Here is a 17,944-nt window from a genome sequence, read left to right on the forward strand (position 1 = left end):
AACGGATTTTCATTTTTTCGTAAAAAACTCAGAAAATGACTGAAATACAGTGACTTGATGGTGTCGCTGAGCGGCACTCCAATCGGAACCTTCCACCCGAAAGTGCGTATCGAGCCGAATCACACGGCCCTAACACCCCGAATCAACGGAAGAATTGCCCGCCAGACGCGAAAGGGGCGCCCTTTCCATCGGAAAGAGCGCCCCTTGCTTATATATCCGGCCTGAACCGCCGCCCTAGAGACGGCTGATCGTCACCGGCTTATCCTCGCTACGCTTCAGCGGATTGGCGAGCGGCAGGGTGAAGGGAGCGGCCGCGATCTCGAACACATCCCCTTCCTCCGTACGAATGCCATCCGAGAAGGAAAGCGTCGCCGTGCCGAAGAAGTGGACGTGCACGTCCCCCGGACGACGGAACAGCGCATATTTGAAATGGTGATGCTCAAGGTTCGCCAGGCTGTGCGACATGTTCGCCTCGCCCGACAGGAACGGCTTTTCCCAGATGGTCTGGCCGTCACGCGCCACCTTGCTGGTGCCCTCGATATGCTCGGGCACCTCGCCCAGCAGCAGTTCGGCCCCCAGGGCGGCGGGGCGCAGTTTGCTATGCGCGAGCCACAGATAATTATGACGTTCGGTCACATGGTCCGAAAACTCGTTGGCGAGGCACAGGCCCAGGCGATGCGGCGTGCCGTCGGGGCCGATCAAATAGATGCCCGCCAGTTCGGGCTCCTCGCCGCCATCCTGTGCGAAGGCTGGCATTTCCAGCGCGTCGCCGGGGCCGACCAACTGCGAACCGTCACCCTTATAGAACCACTCCGGCTGCTGGCCGACCTGGCCTTCGCCGGGCTTGCCGCCCTCGACACCTTCCAAAAACATCCGCATCGAGTCGGTCTGGTGTGCGGCGGCCGCGGCATCGCGGTGCATCTTGTCGCGCCCTTCCGCCGAGCCGAGATGGGTCAGGCCGGTGCCGGTCATCACGCAATGCGCGGGGTCGGCATGGTCGATCGGCGCGATCAGATGTCCCGCCGCCAGTTCGGCCGCGAGATCGACACTTTCTCCCTGCCCACACGCCAGCGCGGTATCGAGAAGCGACCGGCCCTCCGCGATCGCACGCTGGGCGAGCGCAATCACGCTCTCGACGCCCGGCACGAACGCTGCCTGGTCACCCCGCGCCAGAATGACCGAGCGCTCACCCGAGGGCGCGCGGTGCTGCAACAGACGATCAGCCATCAAATCCTCCCCTAATCTCTTATCAACAAAAAAGGGGCGCGGACCCTGATCGGCCCGCGCCCCGTCATTCCTTAGCCCGGCTGGCCATCGACCAGGCGGGGCAGCGTGCCCGCGGCTTCATCCTTCAGATCCTGCGGCAGCAGCGCGGCCGACAGGTTCTGGTACGACACCGGCCGCAGATAGCGGTCGATCGCGAGGCTGCCGACCGAGGTCGTGCGCGCGTCCGAGGTCGACGGGAACGGCCCGCCATGGACCATCGCATGGGCGACTTCCACGCCGGTCGGCCAGCCATTGGCGAGGATACGGCCCGCCTTACGCTCGAGCACCGGCACCAGCCGTGCGGCCATGTCGGTATCGCCCTCATCCATCTGGATCGTCGCGGTCAGCTGGCCCTCGGCGGCTTTGAGCACGGCGGTCAGTTCCGCCTCGTCGCGGCAACGGACCAGGATCGACGACGCGCCGAACACTTCATGGCCCAGGGCCTCGTCGGCGAGGAACGCCTCGGCCGTGGTCTGGAAGAAGGCGGCGCGACCGGCGGTGATGCCCTCGCCCACCTTGCCCTGCGCAATCGTCTCGACCTTGTCATGGCTTGCGAGCGAATCGGTGCCCTTGGTGTAAGCGGCATGGATGCCCGGCGTCAGCATGGTCTGCGCCGCCGCCTCGGGCAGCGCGGTGCGCGCCGCCTCGACGAATGCGTCCAGGCCCTCGCCCTCGATGGCGAGCAGCAGGCCCGGATTGGTGCAGAACTGGCCCGCGCCCATGGTCAGCGACCCGACGAAGGCGGTGCCCAACGCCGCGCCGCGCGCCTTCAGCGCCTCGGGCATCAGCACCACCGGGTTGATGCTCGACATTTCGGCATAGACGGGGATCGGCACCGGGCGTTCCTGCGCGATCTTGACGAGCGCCAGGCCACCCGCGCGCGAGCCGGTGAAGCCGACCGCCGCGATGCGCGGATCACGGACGAGCGCGGCACCCAGTTCGTTGCTCGGGCCGGTCAGGTGGCTGAAGACGCCCTTGGGCAGGCCACAGGCTTCGACCGCACGTTCGATGGCGGCGGCAACCAGTGCGCCGGTCTGCGGATGGGCGGGGTGGCCCTTGACCACGACCGGGCAACCGGCGGCCAGCGCCGAGGCGGTGTCACCACCGGCGGTCGAAAAGGCGAGCGGGAAGTTCGACGCGCCGAACACCGCGACCGGGCCGAGCGGCACCATGCGCAGGCGCAAGTCGGGGCGCGGCAGTGGCTGGCGGTCGGGCATGGCGGGGTCGATACGAACCTGCAGATAGGCCCCGGCGCGCAGCACCTTGGCGAACAGGCCCAGCTGGCCGACGGTGCGACCACGCTCGCCCTCCAGACGCGCGCGCGGCAGGCCGCTCTCGCGCATCGCCGCCTGGATCAGGTCGTCGCCGATGGCCATGATCTCGGCACCGATCTTGTCGAGGAACGCGGCGCGCTCCTCGCGCGAGGTGGCGCGATAGACGTCGAAGGCCTCCTCTGCCGCGGCGCATGCCGCCTCGACATCGGCAGGGCCATGGACCGCGAAAGCGTCGCCCACCGGCTGGCCGGTGGCGGCGTCGATCGAACGGAAATCGGTCATAGGGGAAGCTCCTTTATATTACTCCGACATATTAGTTTGACGGAGCGATGGCAATGTTAAAGGTTGTGGGTAAGGATGGGGGTGGAGAGGTAAGATCGATGAATGACATCATGACGAAGGGCGATGGACCGCCCGCAATCGAGGCGGAAGCCGCCCCCGAATCGTCGAGCCCGAAGACGCGGCGCGGCACCGGTCGCCGCCTGCACGGCGCGATCGCGCACAAGCTGGGCGCGGCGATCGTGTCGGGCGAGTACCGCCCCGGCGACACGCTGTCGGGCGAAGTCGCTTTTTCGGAAGCACTCGACGTATCGCGCAGCGCGTACCGCGAAGCGGTGCAGGTGCTGAGCGCCAAGGGACTGGTCGAAAGCCGACCCAAGACGGGCACCCGCGTGTTGCCGCGCAACCGCTGGAACCTGCTCGACCCCGATGTGCTGGCCTGGGCCTTTTCGGGCGAACCAGACATTCATTTCGTGCGAAGCCTGTTCGAGCTGCGGTCGATCGTCGAGCCCGCGGCCGCACGCCTCGCCGCCGAGCGGCGCGACAAGGCCGATCTGAAGGAGATGCGGGACGCGCTGGCCGCGATGCGCCGCCACACGCTGGCGACCGAAGCGGGGCGGACCGCCGACCGTGATTTCCACAATGCGGTGCTGGCCGCGACTCGCAACGACGCGCTGGTTGTGCTGACCGCCAGCATCGGCGCGGCGGTCGCCTGGACCACCCAGTTCAAGCAACGCTCGCGCGCGCTGCCCCGCAATCCCGTGCCCGACCATGTGAAGGTCTATGACGCGATCGCCGCGAGCGATGTCGAAGGGGCGGGAGAGGCTATGCGGCTGCTCGTCGATCTGGCGCTGGAAGACACGCGCAGCGCCATGGAGGAATAAGAAGGCCCGCTCCGCGCACGGAGCGGGCCACCCGAGACGCCGGGTTCGGGAATGGGGGCTTCTAGAGCGGACCGACATTCTTCTCATTCCTCCCCTGCAAGGGGAGGGGGACCGTGCGAAGCATGGTGGAGGGGTGTCCCCAGTTGTTGTTGCGGTCCAACCTCTCGGGCCAGGACACCCCTCCGTCAGGCCTGCGGCCTGCCACCTCCCCTGCAAGGGGAGGAATAAAGGAATGTCGACAGAGCCTCAGATGGCCGCGCGGTGCAGCGGCTTGGCGGGGACCGCCGCGCGGAAGGTGAAGATGTCGCCCGCCTGGCCCTGCTCCTCCAACTGTTCCGCCGAGAGGCCCTGCCGCGCGGTGGTGGCATAGGCGGTGCGGCCATCGGGACCGCCCAGCGCGATCTTGGTGATGTTGGATACGGGGAAGCGCACCTCGTCGGTCATCACCCCGTCTGGGCCGTAGCGCCGCGCCGCCCAGCCGCCGAAGAAGCCGACCCACACGCCGCCCTCGGCATCGCAGATCGCGCCATCGGGATGGCCGTCCGCATCGCCGAAGCGGGCGAACTCCGTTGCCGGGCCGAGCGTGCCATCCGCCTGAATCGGATGCGCCAGGATCACCTTGCCCAGCGTATCGACATGATAGAGCGTCGAATCGTCGGGCGAGATGGCGGGACCGTTGGTGATGCACACCGCCTCCGCGTTGGTCGGGGTGACCAGCCCTGCGGCCCATTGGAACAGTCGGCCCGACAATGAGGTCTCGTCATTGTCCATTGTGCCGAACCAGATACGCCCCTGCCCGTCGACCGCCGCATCGTTCAGGCGATTGGCGGGCAGATGGGTATCCACCTCGGCCAGCCGCTCGAAACCGCCGGTCGCGGGATCGAAGTGATGCGGGCCCGACTTCAGCCCGGCGACGAAACCGCCGCGCTGCGCCGGAACGATCCAGCCGACCATTTCGGGCGAGGCCCAGTGATCGAGCGTGCCGGTCGCCGGATCATGACGGTAGATGCGCTGCTGCTTGATATCGACGAACCACAGCGCGTCATCGACCCAGATCGGACCTTCGCCCAGCGTCGCACCCACGGTCAGGCAATGTTCGGCCTGCTGCATCACTCTCTCCTATGCTCTCGCCCGGTTTGTTCCAGGGTCCTATCGCCAACCGGCGTCGATGAAATAGTCGTGGCCGGTGCACATCTTCGCATCGTCCGACGCGAGGAACATCACCAGGGCCGCGACGTCCGAGGGCTGGATGCGCCCGTCGAGACACTGAGCCGCGACGATCTCCGCCTCGCCTTCGGGCGTATACCATTTTTCCTGGCGCGGCGTCTGCACATTGCCCGGCACGATGGTGTTCACGCGGATATTCTCGCGCCCCAGATCGCGCGCGAGGCTGCGGGTCAGCCCCTCGATCGCGGCCTTGCAGGTCTGGTAGAGGACCAGGTCGTTCAGACCCAGGTGCCAGCTGATCGATCCGAAGTTCAGGATCGCGCCGCCCCCTGCCCGCTTCATCGCCGGGATCACCGCTTGCGCGGCGAAGAACTGGTGGCGCAGATTGACGTTCAGCCGCTCGTCCCAATAGGCCGGGGTCACGTCCTCGATGCTGTGGCGATCGTCATTGCCCGCATTGTTGACCAGGATGTCGACCCCGCCCAGCGCCGCTTCCAGATCGGCAAAGATCGTCTTCAGGCTGTCGAGGTTGGTCAGGTCGCAGCGGCGATGGATCGGCGCATGGCGGGCATCCGGGCTCAGCCGGTCGACCAGCGCCTGGCTCGCGTCTTCCGCAATGTCGACAAAGGCGACGCGCGCGCCCTGCGCCACGAACGCCTCGACCAGCCCCTCGCCGATGCCCGAGCCGCCGCCCGTCACGATGACGCGCTTGTCGATCAGGCTGGGATAGCGCGCGACCATGTCGGTCGCGGCACTGGTCTTCTGCAACATGGAAGTCTCCGTCACAACAGGCCGCGCTTGGCCAGGTTGCGCATCAGGTCGCCCAGACCAAAGGTCCAAGCAGGGGCGTCGGCCGAGGTCATCACCGGATTGACCAGCGTGCCGAGGCGCGGATTGGTGATGACGACCGTGTCGCCGACCTTGTGGGTGAAACCACGGCCCGGCTCGTCACGGTCCTGGGTCGGCGCGAACAACGTGCCGAGGAAAAGGACGAGGCCGTCCGGGTAATGATGCTCGCTGAGCGCCTGGCCCAGCAGATCCTCGGGATCGCGGCTAATCTGATCCATCGAGCTGGCGCCTTCCAGCACATAGCCGTCGGTGCCGGTGATGGTCAGCTTGACCTCGCTCGACCGCACATCGTCCATGGTGAAGCCATCGTCGAACAGGCGGACGAGCGGGCCGAGCGAGCAGGACGCATTATTGTCCTTCGCCTTGCCGAGCAGCAGCGCCGAGCGCCCCTCGAAATCGCGTAAGTTGACGTCGTTGCCGAGCGTCGCGCCGACGGCCTTGCCATGCGCATCGGCGACCAGCACCACTTCCGGCTCCGGGTTGTTCCAGGTCGAGTCGGAACGCACACCGACCGGCATGCCCCAGCCTACCGTCGACAGCACGGGCGACTTGGTGAAGATCTCCGCATCCGGGCCGATCGCGACTTCCAGATATTGCGACCACAGGCCTTCAGCGATCAGCGCGCCCTTCAGTTGCGCAGCCTCGGGCGAGCCAGGCACGACCGAGCGGATGTTGCCGCCCAGCGCCGCTTCCAGCGTACCGCGAAGCCCCGCCGCCTTGGCATGGTCGCCGCGCGCGCGTTCTTCGATCACCCGCTCCAGCGCAGACACGGCAAAGGTCACGCCTGCCGCCTTCACGCATTGCAGGTCGATCGGCGACAGCAGGCGGTTGGCCGCGCCTTCCTCCGGCGAGAGACCCAGTTCGGCCAAGTCACCCAGCGGCTCGCCCTGGGCCGAGTCGATCCGGCCCCCCGCGAGCAGCGCCGAGACCGTGGGGGCCACGCGGCTCATGTCGAATATCTGGCCGCCCTCGACCAAAATGGGACATGGGCCGTGCCCCCGGTCGATCCGACCGACGAACCGCCCGTCGCGCCAATCGTCCGGCAAAGCGTTCGTCAGGTCGGTGTGATTGCTGGCCATATGTCCTCTCCGCAGATTTGTTAGCGGTATCGATTGCCGCCCGGTTCAGGTCAAGAGGCGGTTGGCGCGGGCGCGAACGGGCACGCCATTTGCCGGAAAGATGAAAATACGTCATCCTCGGCCCACCGCAGGCCTTTCGGGGCGCGATCGACCGAATCGCGCCACCGACTGCCCCAGTGGAGAGGAAGCCCATGCGTATCGAAGATCCGTCCTTCACCGTCTGGATCGACGATCGGCATGTTATCCATGTCCATGCCCAAGGCACTTGGAGCGCAGAGATCGCCGATCGCTATTGGCGGGCGTTCGGACCGTTCCTCGAAAAGTCGCGCCGTCATTTCGGCTTTGCCAAGGTGCTGGTCGACCGGCGCGGCGCTCCGGTCATGCCCCCCGCCCTGATCCAGGCGATGCGCGACGGAATCCTCGCTCACTATCGACAAGATGACTGGCTGGCGCTGGTCGTCGATTCCAGTCCGCTGAAATCCCAGGCCCGGCAAAACTACCCGCTCGAGCATCTCGAGGCCTTTCTGTCGTATGATGCCGCCCTGGCCTGGCTGACGAACGCCTGACCCGTTGGGCCGACCGGCCGGGCGGGATGATCCACCCGGCCGGTCGCCACGATCAGTGATTGTCGCGCGGCAGGCCCTGGGTCTGGGCGATACGCTGATACTTCTCCGCGCCCTCCAGGATCGCGCCGGTCGACATCTGGCCGACGACCGAACGCTGGATTTCCTGCCACGGGGTCTGCGAGGCGGGATATTTATACCCGCCCGCCGCCGCCAGCGTCTTGCGACGCTCGGCCAGCTCCTCGTCGGAGATCAGGATATTGGCGGTGCCCTTGTTGAGGTCGATCCGCACCCGGTCGCCGGTCTGGATCAGCGCCAAGCCACCCATCGCCGCCGCTTCCGGGCTGGCGTTCAGGATCGAGGGCGATCCCGACGTGCCCGACTGACGCCCGTCACCGATACAGGGCAGCGCATGCACGCCCTCGGTGATCAGATAGGCGGGCGGACGCATGTTGACGACTTCCGCCGCGCCCGGATAGCCGATCGGGCCTGCGCCGCGCATGAACAGCAGCGTCTCGGGCGTGATGCCGGTCGCGGGATCGTCGATCCGGTGGTGATAATCCTCCGGACCATCGAACACGACCGCCGGTCCCTCGAACGCGTCGGGATCGTCCGGGTTGGACAGATAGCGGGTGCGGAACTCCTCGGAGATCACGCTGGTCTTCATGATCGCGGCGTCGAACAGATTGCCCGACAGGACGATGAAGCCCGCCTCTTCCACCAGCGGCTGCGCAAAGGGACGGATGACCTTTTCGTCCTCGATGGCGACGCCACGGCAATTCTCGCCCATGGTCTTGCCGTTGACGGTCATCGCATCCTCGTGGATCAGCCCCTGCTCGATCAGCTGGTTGACCACGGCGGGGACGCCGCCCGCGCGGTAATAATCCTCGCCCAGATACTCGCCCGCCGGCTGCAGGTTCACGAGCAACGGAATTTTGTGCCCCTCGCTCTCCCAGTCCTGCACGGGCAGGTCGACACCGATGTGGCGCGCGATGGCGGCCAGATGGATCGGCGCGTTGGTCGAACCGCCGATCGCCGAGTTGACCTTGATCGCATTGTGGAACGCGTCCTTGGTCAGGATGTCGGAGGGCTTCAGATCCTCATGCACCATCTCGACGACGCGCTTGCCGGTCAGATAGGCGACTTCCTGGCGGTCGCGATAGGGCGCGGGGATCGCGGCCGAACCGGGCAGCGACATGCCGAGCGCTTCGGCCAGCGAGTTCATCGTGGTCGCGGTGCCCATGGTGTTGCAATAGCCGGTCGAGGGGGCCGACGACGCGACCAGGCGGATGAACTCCGCATCGTCGATCTCGCCCGCCGCCAGCATCTGGCGCGCCTTCCACACGATGGTGCCCGAACCGGTGCGCTCGCCCTTGTGCCAGCCGTTGAGCATCGGCCCGACCGACAGCGCGATGGCGGGGATGTTGACCGTCGCGGCCGCCATCAGCATCGCCGGGGTCGTCTTGTCGCAACCGATGGTCAGCACGACGCCGTCGAGCGGATAGCCGTACAGCACCTCGACCAGCCCCAGATAGGACAGGTTGCGGTCGAGCCCAGCGGTCGGACGCTTGCCGGTTTCCTGGATCGGGTGGACCGGGAATTCCAGGACGATGCCGCCCATCTCGCGCACGCCTTCGCGAACGCGCTCGGCCAGCACCAGATGGTGGCGGTTGCAGGGCGAGAGGTCGGAACCGCTCTGCGCGATGCCGATGATCGGCTTGCCCGACTGCAACTCCTCCAGGCTCAGACCGAAGTTCAGATAACGCTCCAGATAGAGCGCCGTCATGTCGATATTCTCGGGATTGTCGAACCAGGCGCGGCTGCGCAGGCGCGGCGCCGAGGAGGAGTTGGGCGTGTCGGTCATGTCAGGCTTTCGGTCAGCGAGCGGTGGAAAAACGATAGATCATCGTATGGCGGTACGGCTTGCCCGGATCGACGCGGGGCGAGACGAAATCGGGCTTGTTGGGCGAGTCGGGGAATTTCTGCGGCTCCAGCGCGATGCCGTCGCCCATGCGGTACAGATGCCCCTTCTTGCCGACATAGGTGCCGTCGAGGAAGTTGCCGGTATAGAATTGCACGCCCGGCTCGGTCGACAGGACTTCGAGCACGCGGCCCGACGCCGGGTCCTCGAGTCGCGCCGCCAGCTGCGGCGTCGCGGTCAGCCCTTTGTCGAGCGCGAAGTTATGGTCATAGCCCTGGCCATAGCGGATCTGCTGGTCGTTGCCGTCCCGAATGCCCTCGGCCACCAGGCGCGGCTGGCGGAAATCGAACACCGTACCCTGCACCGGGCGACGCTCGCCGGCCGGGATCAGCTTGGCATCGACCGGGGTATAGGCCGCCGCCGGGATGGTCAGCTTGTGGAACGTCGCGCCCAGCGGCGATCCTTCGCCGTTCAGGTTGAAGATCGCGTGGTTCGTCATGTTGACGATGGTCGGCTTGTCGGTCTTCGCCTCGAACGCGATGGTCAGCGACCCCGCCTCGTCCAGCGAATAGGTGACGGTGGCATCGACCTTGCCGGGATAACCCTGGTCGCCATCGGGGCTGGTCAGCGCCATCACCACGCTGGCGGTCGGGCCGTCCTTCATCGACACGATCTTCCACAGATGCTTGTCGAAGCCCTTGGTGCCGCCATGCAGCGAATTGGTCTTGTCGTTCAGCGTCAGCTGATAGCTCTGCCCGTCCAGCGAGAATCGCCCGCCGCCGATCCGGTTGGCGAAGCGGCCCACCGTCACGCCGAAGAAGTTCGGGTGGTTCACATAGTCTTCGGACTTGTCATAGCCGAGCAGCACGTCGGCGAACTTGCCGTTGCGGTCGGGCGCCATCACCGACTGGAGCGTCGCGCCGTACGTCAGGACGCGCGCCGACAGCCCGGCCTTGTTGGTCAGGGTCACCGCCTCGATCGCTGCACCGTCCGAAGACTGGCCCGCGGGCGCACGCTTTGCCTCGCTCGCCAGAGCGGCCGTAGAAGTCATTGCGGAGGTTACCGCTACCAAAGTAAGAAAGCTCTTGATTGACGCCCTCGACATGCCTCATCCCTCCGTCACCAGACGCCATTGACGCGCCTTTTGTGTCACTATAGTCAGACAAAATATCAGGAGCAAGCCGGTCAACGAACATCTTTTGACGATGTTCACCGGCGCGAAGGAGAGGAATGCCATGGCCGCACCACCCGTCACGTCCCGCGCCAACGGCGCAACGCCTGTCGGGGGAAAGGCCGCCAATTACGGATCGGCGCTGACCCTGCTGGCCAGCCTGTTCTTCATGTGGGGCTTCATCACCGTCATCAACAACGTGTTGCTGCCGCATCTGCGCTCGGTGTTCGAGCTTGATTATGCGCAGACCACGCTGATCGAGTCGGTCTGGTTCATCGCCTATTTCTTCGCCTCCATCCCCTCGGCCAAGCTGATCGAGCGGGTCGGCTATCAGCGTTCGATCGTGATCGGCCTGCTGATCATGGCGGCGGGTGCGCTGGGCATGACGCTGGCCGCCAGCCTGCCCTCTTACGGTGTGACGCTGATCATGCTGTTCGTCATCGCCAGCGGCATCACGCTGCTTCAGGTGGCGGCCAACCCGTACGTCACCGTCATCGGCCCGCCCGAGACCGGATCGTCGCGCCTCAACCTGGTGCAGGCGTTCAACTCGCTGGGCACCACGCTGGCCCCGCTGTTCGCCGGATATCTGATCCTCGGCCGCAGCCGCAGCGGCACCGCCGAGGCGGGTGTCGCGCTGACCCAGGCCCAGCGTTATGCCGATGCCCAGTCGGTGATCCTGCCTTACGTGCTGGTCGCGATCGTGCTGGTCGTGCTCGCCATCGTCATCGCCCGCTTCCCGCTGCCCGCCCTAGGCTCCTCGACGCAGCGCGCCGCCAAGGCCGAGCGCAAGCAGCATTCGCTGTGGAAGCATCGCAACCTGACGCTCGGTATCCCGACGATGATCGCCTATCTGCTGGCGGAAATCGGCGTCGCGAACCTGTTCGTGAACTTCGTGTCGCAGCCCAATATTGCCGCCGTCACGCATGAACAGGCGTCGCGCTACCTCTCGCTGCTGTGGGGCGGCATGATGGTCGGCCGCTTCGTCGGCAGCTTCGTGATGCAGAAGATCGCGCCCGAGCGCGTGCTGACCGTCTTCGCCTTCGGCGCGCTGGTCGTCGTTGCGATCGCCACCTTCACCACCGGCCCGATGGCCATGTGGGCGCTGATCGCGGTAGGCCTGTTCCATTCGATCATGTTCCCGACCATCTTCACCCTCGCCATTCGCGGCCTCGGTCCGCTGACCGAGGAAGGGTCGGGCCTGATGATCATGGCGATTGCCGGTGGTGCACTGGTCGTCGTGCAGGGCTGGCTGGCCGATCATTACGGCCTGCAGAACTCGTTCTTCCTGACCATGGCCTGCGAAGTCGTCGTCCTCGCTTATGCCCTGTGGGGATCGAAGCCCGCCAACATCTTCCCGGACGACAAGGCCGCGTAAGCGACCCGTCCGCATCGACACGACAAGGGGGCGGTGCCGCAAGGTGCCGCCCCCTTTTGCATGGAGAACGACACGGGCTTTGCTGCTAGGGTATAATGTTGTAACATTACATTCTGATTGATGTGGAGCCCAAAGCCCGTGCCCTCCGACCTCGCCCTCTTGCCCGAGCAGACCGCCGCCGCCCTGCCCGATCATGTCGCGTTCGCCACCCAGCCGACCGTCTTGGCAGCGATCGACGATCCGACGGTGACGCTGGCGGTGTGGCAACGCCCCTCGCCGCTCGACCAGTCCGAGATCGGTGACCTCTCATCGGTTCGATTCGCAGCGCCCGCGCTGGCGGTCGAGCGGATATTAGCCGACCTGCTCGCCGCCGATGGTCCTGCGCGCGCCTGGCATGCGATCGTCGCGCAGGACGCCGGGCGGCTGGCGACCTTGTTCGCGTCCCTGTCGGGTGAAGAGCGGGTCGAGGTGCGGCTGGAACGCGTCACCGGCAATGGCTGCTGGAAATTCCATGCCGATTATGTCGCGCTGCGGATGATCTCCACCTATTGCGGACAGGCGACCCAGTGGTTGCCGCTGGGGGCGGATGCCGACACGCCGCCGCACGCGTTGGCGGCGGGCGATGTCGGCCTGTTCAAGGGCCGCGCCCTGGCCGGAGACCGGGCGATTATCCATCGATCGCCGCCGATCGCGGGCAGCGGCGAAGAGCGGCTGTTGCTGGTCATCGACGCCGAATGGCCGGAGCGCGACTGAGTCAGAACCAGGTGCGGATGCCGAGCGCCAGCGCTGCGCCACCGCCCCCTGCCGGACCATAGCGCCGTTCCCAATTCACCCCGACATAGGGCGCGAACTCGCGCGCGATCTCGTAGCGCAGGCGTAGGCCCATCTCGATGCTTGACAGGCCCGCTGCAATGCGCTGCTCGGGCACATCCTGCGCGGCGAGATTGACCTCAACACGCGGTTGCAGCACGGCGCGCTGGGTCAGGCGCTGGTCGACCCAGGCCTCGGCGCGGGCGTGGAGTTCGCCCTTGTCGGACAGGAACAGCGCGCCCTCGACATCGAACCAATAGGGGGCGAGCCCCTCGACCCCGACCACCGCATAGGTCCGAAGCGCGCCCGCGCCGACATCCTGGCGCAGACCGGCCTGCAGGTTCCAATAGGGGTCGATCGCCCGCGCATAGAGCGCCTGCACCTCCGCCGCGCCGATCCGGTCGCGGAACGTCCCCTCGCCCTCGCTCTTGACGACCAGCCGGTGGATGTCGCCGCCGAACCAGCCCTCGCCGTCCCAGCGATAACCGTCGCGGCCGTCGCGCACCTGCATCTCGGCCAGGTTGAACAGGACCTGCGCAAAACGCATGCCGCCATGCTCCATGCGCATCTGCGCATTGGCGGCGGCCATGACGGCGGGGTCGTAGAAGCGATCGGCGGCACGATCGGTCGGTGGCGCGGGCGGCGGTTCGTGACCGACCGCCTCCGCCATGGCCATGCCCGGCATCACCATGGGAGCCATGGCCTGACCACCGGTCGGGGCGGCGGCTGGTTGGCAATGCCCCATCGCCGCGTGTTCGGGCGAGCAGCCCTCCTTACCAGCGGCGGGCATCGACGCCATGCCCGGCATAGCGCCATGATCCATCGCCGCTGGCATCTGGGCGGGCGTGCAATGGCCCATGGCGGCGTGTTCCGACGAGCAGGCCGTCGCCTTGGGCCTGGTCACGGTCTTGGCGGCCGGGACCTTGCGTCGAGCGGGCGTCCGCTCGACGGGCTTCGCCTTGGGCTTTTTCGGGGCGGCCATAGTCATGCCGGGCATCGTCATCCCCGGCATCATGTCATGATGGTGCTGCGGTTCGGCGAGCAGGAGCGCGAACGGGATCATGCCGACGCTCCCTTGGTCGCATCGGGCCGGACGGTGACGACCTGCATCATGCCCGCATGCATGTGATAGAGAAGGTGACAGTGAAAGGCCCAGTCGCCTTCAGCATCGGCGGTCAGGTCGAAGGTCACGGTGCCGCCGGGCGCGACATTAACCGTGTGCTTGCGCGGGGCATGGTCGCCATGCCCGGTCACCAGTTCGAAGAAATGGCCATGCAGATGGATCGGGTGCGCCATCATCGTATCGTTGACCAGCGTCACCCGCACCCGCTCGCCCAGCCGGAACGGGATCGGCGCGGTCACAGCGTTCAGCTTCACCCCGTCGAACGCCCACATATAGCGTTCCATATTGCCGGTCAGGTGGATGGTCAGCGCGCGTGACGGTACGCGGGCGTCGGGATTGACCGCCACGCTCTTCAGGTCGCGATAGGTCAGCACCCGGTGCCCGACATCGGCCAGCCCCTGCGGCGGCTCGCCGGTCCGGTCCATCGGCATGGGTGAGACCGTCTGCACGACGACGGTGCGTGGCAGGCCGGGCGCGTTGGCGAAGTCACGCATGTCGTGCTTCATCGCACCATGGTCCATGGCCGCGCCGGATGGGCCCGGCTGGCAATGGCCCATCGCGGCATGTTCGGGCGGGCAGGCGGCGGCGGGTGCATCATGGCTCATGCCCGCCATATCGCCCATCCCCATATCCTTCATGGTCGCCAGCGGCCGGGTGCGCAGCGCAGGCACCGCCGCCGCCATGCCCATGCGCGGCGCCAGCGTGCCCCGCGCCATGCCCGACCGGTCCCAGGCCTCGGCCACTAACGTATAGGCGCGGTCCTCGGTCGGGGTGACGATCAGGTCATAGGTCTCCGCCACCGCGATCTGAAGCTCGTCGACGCTGACCGGCTGCACGTCCTGGCCATCGGCCTGCACCACGCTGAGCGACAGGCCGGGGATGCGGATGTTGAAGTTGGTCATGGACGACGCATTGATCACGCGCAGCCGCACCCGCTCGCCGGGGGTGAACAGCCCGGTCCAATTGTCCGCCGGACCATGGCCGTTGACCAGATAGCGATAGGTCGCCCCCGTCACGTCGGACACGTCGGTCGGGTCCATCCGCATCCGGCCCCAGTCCAGCCGCTCCGCCAGCGGCTGGTCCCTGCCCGCCAGCAGCCCCGAGAGCGTCTGCTTCTGATAATTGAAATAGCCGCCTTGCAGCTTCAGCTTGCGAAAAATCGCATGGGGGTGAAGCGCGCTGTGATCGGACAGCACCACGACATGCTCACGGTCCGACGCGATCGGATCGAGGCCCGCCGGGTCGATCACGATCGGGCCGTAATGGCCCTCCTGCTCCTGCAAGCCCGAATGGCTGTGATACCAATAGGTCCCCGCCTGCACGACCGGAAACTCATAGGTGAAGCGGCCCCCCGCCGGGATGCCCGGAAAGCTGATCCCCGGCACGCCGTCCATCTGGAAGGGCAGCAACAGGCCATGCCAGTGGATCGATGTTTCCTCGTCCATCGCATTGATGACGGTGATCCGCGCCGTCTGCCCCTCGCGCAGGCGGATCAGCGGAGCGGGCACCGCGCCATTGATGCCGATCGCGTGATAGGGTTTGCCGTCGATCATCATATGCTGGCGCGCGACGGTCAGGGTGATGTCGGGCCCGCTCAACACGGCGCGAGGCGCCAGGCCGGCACCGTGGCTCTGCGTCCAGGCGGGCATGGCGGCCAAGGCACTCAGCCCGACGCTGCCAGCGAGCAGGTCGCGGCGGCGCATCACGGTCGTGGTATCGATCATGCCCCGCTATACGCACGCGGCGCGCGCGCCCCTCACCCGGTCTTTTCTCGCAAGGCGGCGCGAGCGCGGCGGATGCGCAATTCGATCGCCTTAACGCTCAGCCCCAGCGCCTCGGCCGCCTCCGCCTGGCTCAGCCCCTCGATCGCGCACAGGATCAGCGGGCTCCGCAACCCCTCGGGCAGCGAATCGAGCGCGGCCAGCGTGTGCGCCAGCGAATCGCGCTCGATCGCTGCTGCCTCGGTGCCGACCCGGTCGTCGGCCACCGCCTCCGCCGCCGCGACCGGCAGCACGCGCGACAGCATCGCCCGCACCCGCCGCCGCCGCGCCCAGTCCCGGCACTTGTTGAGCGCGATGCCGCTGAGCCAGGCGCGCAGCGAGCGTGCCGGATCGAACCGGGCCAGCGCGTCATGCGCCGAGACGAAGCTCTCCTGCACCAGATCCAACGCCTCGTCGGCATCGCGGACATGCGCCAGGATCAGGCGATACAGCGCCGCCTTGTGCCGGGTGACGATCGCCGCATAGGCCCCCGGCCGCCCGGCCCGCGCCAGCGCGACCAGATCGCCATCCGCCAGCCCGGCCCAGTCACGCTCGCCCACGCCCCCGTTTACCGTGCGGTGTCGGTCAGCTTGGCCACCACCAGCCGGTCGAAGGTAGCCGCCTGATCGGGGCGAAGAACGCCGCGCATCGCAAAGACAGGCGCCAGCGTCGCCTTTTGCAGATCGCCCATGGAATGATGGACCGCATCGATCGCGGCGGCGACACGCGGGCCATCGCGATGCTCCGCCTCGATCGCCGCGGCCAGCCGCGCGTTGTCGGCGCGCAGCCGTGCTTCCAGACCGGCACGCGTGACCGCGAACCGGACCTCCAACTGGTCGAGAGCCGCGCTCTGCCGCGCGTCGAGCGCGATCTCGCGGTGGACCAAGGTGTGAATATCGCTTTGCGGCGCCGGGACGGGCATCAACAGCCGACACCCGATCGCCACACCCGCCAGCGCCGCGACAAAGGCGATCGTCATGGTCAGGAGATGGCGGCGCATCGCCCCGCTCCCCAACACGCTCCCCACCCCGCTCATCGCCCAAGCAACAAGGTGGAGGGGGCCAGACCGGTATCGAGCGCGGCCACCACGACCGGCGGTCGATCCCGCGCCTCGCTCCGCCCCGCCATGATGCCGCCCCCGGCCACGCCCAGCATCAGCGCCGCCGCCCCGGCCAGCGCCATACCTCGTCCGAAACCGGGCTCCGCCGAAGGTGCACTGCCGATCGCAGCGGCGATCCGCTGCTCCAGGTCATCCAGGGCGGCGGGCGGCGCGCTGCGGGCCAGCCGGGCAAGATCGCGGTCGAACAAGTCGGTCATGATACAAGCCTTACGCGCAAAAGGTGCCGAACCCTCATGGCTCGGATAGAAACAGCATATGGATCAGCGCACGCTCCGCAACATCGCCGCCTTCGCCCCTCTGTTGGCGGCGCCCGATTTCGTCGCGGGCGAATGGGCCGAGGTCACGCGCTCCCCCGAGGGCGTACTGTCCCTGCCCTGGTTCCGCCTGTCGGAAACGGCGTCCGCCTTCGTCGCGGCGATCTCCACCGAGGATGTCGCAAGCCATTACCTGGCGGTGAAGGATGCCGAAGCGCGCGCCAGCCTTACGCGCCTTGCCCAGGATTCGGCCGCCATAGCCGGTGCGAGCGTCGAACAACTGGGCTGGGCCCTGACGTACCAGATGCGATCCGAACGCTTTGTGGAGGGATCGCTGGCCCAGGCCTTCGCCACCGGCCTGATGCGCGCCATCGCCGAACGCGCGGCCGTCCTGGCGGCGTCGGACCCGACATAACAAAAACCCCGCTAAGCCGTTGGCCTAGCGGGGTTTTCGATGGTGGGCGTGGCAAGGATTGAACTTGCGACCCCTGCGATGTCAACACAGTGCTCTACCACTGAGCTACACGCCCGCCGGAGGTGGGCCAATTAGCAGGTTCGGCCGGGCTGGCAACCCCTAAATCGCACCATCGGCCGATTCCGGCTGAAAAAGTCTGTCCACCTCCATCACCAGGTCGCGCAGGTGGAAGGGTTTGGACAGGACGCGGGCGTTGGGCACCGCCTGTCCGGCCTTCAGCGTGACCGCCGCAAAGCCGGTGATGAACATCACGCGCAGGTCGGGCACCATCGCGGCGGCGCGCTGGGCCAGTTCGATGCCGTCCATCTCGGGCATGACGATATCGGTCAACAGCAGGTCGAATCGTTCGCTTTCGAGCAGCGGGATCGCCGCCGTGCCCCGGTCCACCGCCGTCACCCGGTATCCCGACCGGGTCAGCGCCCGCGACAGATATTCGCGCATGACCTCGTCGTCTTCGGCCAGCAGGATATGAAACATTGTGTGATCCCGATTCATCGTACACCGCGAGCTTAACGGAGCGGCCGTTAAGATTTCCAGACCAGATGCACGACTTCCCTCGCCCCCGCACTGGCCC

General features: G+C 66.8%; 18 protein-coding genes and 1 tRNA gene. 5 read left to right on the plus strand and 14 right to left on the minus strand.

The genetic code is table 11. The features are described 5' to 3' along the window. Positions 1-234: 234 nt before the first annotated feature. Together araD1 and SSA01S_RS16600 are read right to left on the minus strand one after the other, a co-directional pair. On the minus strand, positions 235-1,227 hold the full coding sequence (gene araD1 / locus SSA01S_RS16595) for an AraD1 family protein (protein WP_061781271.1): 993 nt from the start codon (positions 1,225-1,227) through the stop codon (positions 235-237). Positions 1,228-1,298: 71 nt separating this feature from the next. Continuing rightward, positions 1,299-2,822, minus strand: a complete 1,524-nt coding sequence (locus SSA01S_RS16600) for an aldehyde dehydrogenase (NADP(+)) (protein WP_061781272.1) — start codon at positions 2,820-2,822, stop codon at positions 1,299-1,301. A 110-nt stretch (positions 2,823-2,932) separates the two neighbouring features. Here SSA01S_RS16600 and SSA01S_RS16605 point away from each other — a divergent pair, with 110 nt between their 5' ends. Next, positions 2,933-3,703, plus strand: a complete 771-nt coding sequence (locus tag SSA01S_RS16605; RefSeq protein ID WP_061781285.1) for a FadR/GntR family transcriptional regulator — start codon at positions 2,933-2,935, stop codon at positions 3,701-3,703. A 246-nt stretch (positions 3,704-3,949) separates the two neighbouring features. Here SSA01S_RS16605 and SSA01S_RS16610 read toward each other — a convergent pair whose 3' ends face one another. Genes SSA01S_RS16610 through SSA01S_RS16620 form a run of 3 tightly spaced genes read right to left on the minus strand, consistent with a single transcriptional unit; the run spans position 3,950 to position 6,798 of the window. Next, complete coding sequence (locus tag SSA01S_RS16610) at positions 3,950-4,813, minus strand: SMP-30/gluconolactonase/LRE family protein (protein ID WP_061781273.1); 864 nt, start codon at positions 4,811-4,813, stop codon at positions 3,950-3,952. A 39-nt stretch (positions 4,814-4,852) separates the two neighbouring features. Further along, positions 4,853-5,641, minus strand: coding sequence for a D-xylose 1-dehydrogenase (xylB, locus tag SSA01S_RS16615; RefSeq protein ID WP_170171581.1), 789 nt, complete (start codon positions 5,639-5,641; stop codon positions 4,853-4,855). An 11-nt stretch (positions 5,642-5,652) separates the two neighbouring features. Further along, the gene (locus SSA01S_RS16620; RefSeq protein WP_061781275.1) at positions 5,653-6,798 is read right to left on the minus strand and encodes a fumarylacetoacetate hydrolase family protein; all 1,146 of its coding nucleotides are present in this window, start codon (positions 6,796-6,798) and stop codon (positions 5,653-5,655) included. A 191-nt stretch (positions 6,799-6,989) separates the two neighbouring features. Between SSA01S_RS16620 and SSA01S_RS16625 the strand changes: the two genes are divergently transcribed. Next, a complete protein-coding gene (locus SSA01S_RS16625; RefSeq protein WP_061781276.1) occupies positions 6,990-7,364 on the plus strand; it encodes a hypothetical protein in 375 nt (124 codons plus the stop codon). A gap of 52 nt (positions 7,365-7,416) precedes the next feature. Here SSA01S_RS16625 and SSA01S_RS16630 read toward each other — a convergent pair whose 3' ends face one another. Then, positions 7,417-9,225, minus strand: a complete 1,809-nt coding sequence (locus SSA01S_RS16630) for an IlvD/Edd family dehydratase (RefSeq protein WP_061781277.1) — start codon at positions 9,223-9,225, stop codon at positions 7,417-7,419. 13 nt (positions 9,226-9,238) lie between these two features. Then, positions 9,239-10,333 (minus strand): aldose epimerase family protein, encoded by a 1,095-nt coding sequence (locus tag SSA01S_RS16635; protein ID WP_419722824.1) that lies wholly within the window; start codon positions 10,331-10,333, stop codon positions 9,239-9,241. 184 nt (positions 10,334-10,517) lie between these two features. Here SSA01S_RS16635 and SSA01S_RS16640 point away from each other — a divergent pair, with 184 nt between their 5' ends. After that, on the plus strand, positions 10,518-11,828 hold the full coding sequence (locus SSA01S_RS16640; RefSeq protein ID WP_061781286.1) for a sugar MFS transporter: 1,311 nt from the start codon (positions 10,518-10,520) through the stop codon (positions 11,826-11,828). A gap of 138 nt (positions 11,829-11,966) precedes the next feature. Continuing rightward, positions 11,967-12,581, plus strand: a complete 615-nt coding sequence (locus SSA01S_RS16645) for a DUF1826 domain-containing protein (RefSeq protein WP_061781279.1) — start codon at positions 11,967-11,969, stop codon at positions 12,579-12,581. A 1-nt stretch (position 12,582) separates the two neighbouring features. On the opposite strand, the gene SSA01S_RS16650 is transcribed toward SSA01S_RS16645, so the two are convergent. From SSA01S_RS16650 to SSA01S_RS16670, 5 genes are read right to left on the minus strand one after another with little or no spacing between them, the layout of a single operon-like run. Beyond that, the gene (locus SSA01S_RS16650) at positions 12,583-13,701 is read right to left on the minus strand and encodes a copper resistance protein B (RefSeq protein WP_061781280.1); all 1,119 of its coding nucleotides are present in this window, start codon (positions 13,699-13,701) and stop codon (positions 12,583-12,585) included. Next, complete coding sequence (locus SSA01S_RS16655; RefSeq protein ID WP_082795156.1) at positions 13,698-15,485, minus strand: copper resistance system multicopper oxidase; 1,788 nt, start codon at positions 15,483-15,485, stop codon at positions 13,698-13,700. Before SSA01S_RS16655 ends, SSA01S_RS16650 begins: the two co-directional genes overlap by 4 nt. Before the next feature lie 32 nt (positions 15,486-15,517). Beyond that, positions 15,518-16,081 carry an RNA polymerase sigma factor gene (locus SSA01S_RS16660; RefSeq protein WP_061781281.1) on the minus strand — a complete coding sequence of 188 codons (564 nt, stop codon included), beginning with the start codon at positions 16,079-16,081 and terminating at the stop codon, positions 15,518-15,520. An 8-nt stretch (positions 16,082-16,089) separates the two neighbouring features. Continuing rightward, a complete protein-coding gene (locus tag SSA01S_RS16665; RefSeq protein ID WP_061781282.1) occupies positions 16,090-16,521 on the minus strand; it encodes a periplasmic heavy metal sensor in 432 nt (143 codons plus the stop codon). 32 nt (positions 16,522-16,553) lie between these two features. Beyond that, positions 16,554-16,838 carry a hypothetical protein gene (locus tag SSA01S_RS16670; protein WP_061781283.1) on the minus strand — a complete coding sequence of 95 codons (285 nt, stop codon included), beginning with the start codon at positions 16,836-16,838 and terminating at the stop codon, positions 16,554-16,556. A gap of 58 nt (positions 16,839-16,896) precedes the next feature. Between SSA01S_RS16670 and SSA01S_RS16675 the strand changes: the two genes are divergently transcribed. Next, entirely contained in the window at positions 16,897-17,310 is a 414-nt protein-coding gene (locus tag SSA01S_RS16675; protein ID WP_061781284.1) for a DUF6508 domain-containing protein, read from the plus strand. A 40-nt stretch (positions 17,311-17,350) separates the two neighbouring features. Here SSA01S_RS16675 and SSA01S_RS16680 read toward each other — a convergent pair. Further along, positions 17,351-17,425, minus strand: a tRNA-Val gene (locus SSA01S_RS16680). 44 nt (positions 17,426-17,469) lie between these two features. Further along, positions 17,470-17,847, minus strand: a complete 378-nt coding sequence (cpdR, locus tag SSA01S_RS16685) for a cell cycle two-component system response regulator CpdR (RefSeq protein ID WP_058718290.1) — start codon at positions 17,845-17,847, stop codon at positions 17,470-17,472. Between the last annotated feature and the right edge of the window lie 97 nt (positions 17,848-17,944).

Source organism: Sphingomonas sanguinis NBRC 13937, assembly GCF_001591005.1.
GTDB lineage: Bacteria > Pseudomonadota > Alphaproteobacteria > Sphingomonadales > Sphingomonadaceae > Sphingomonas > Sphingomonas sanguinis.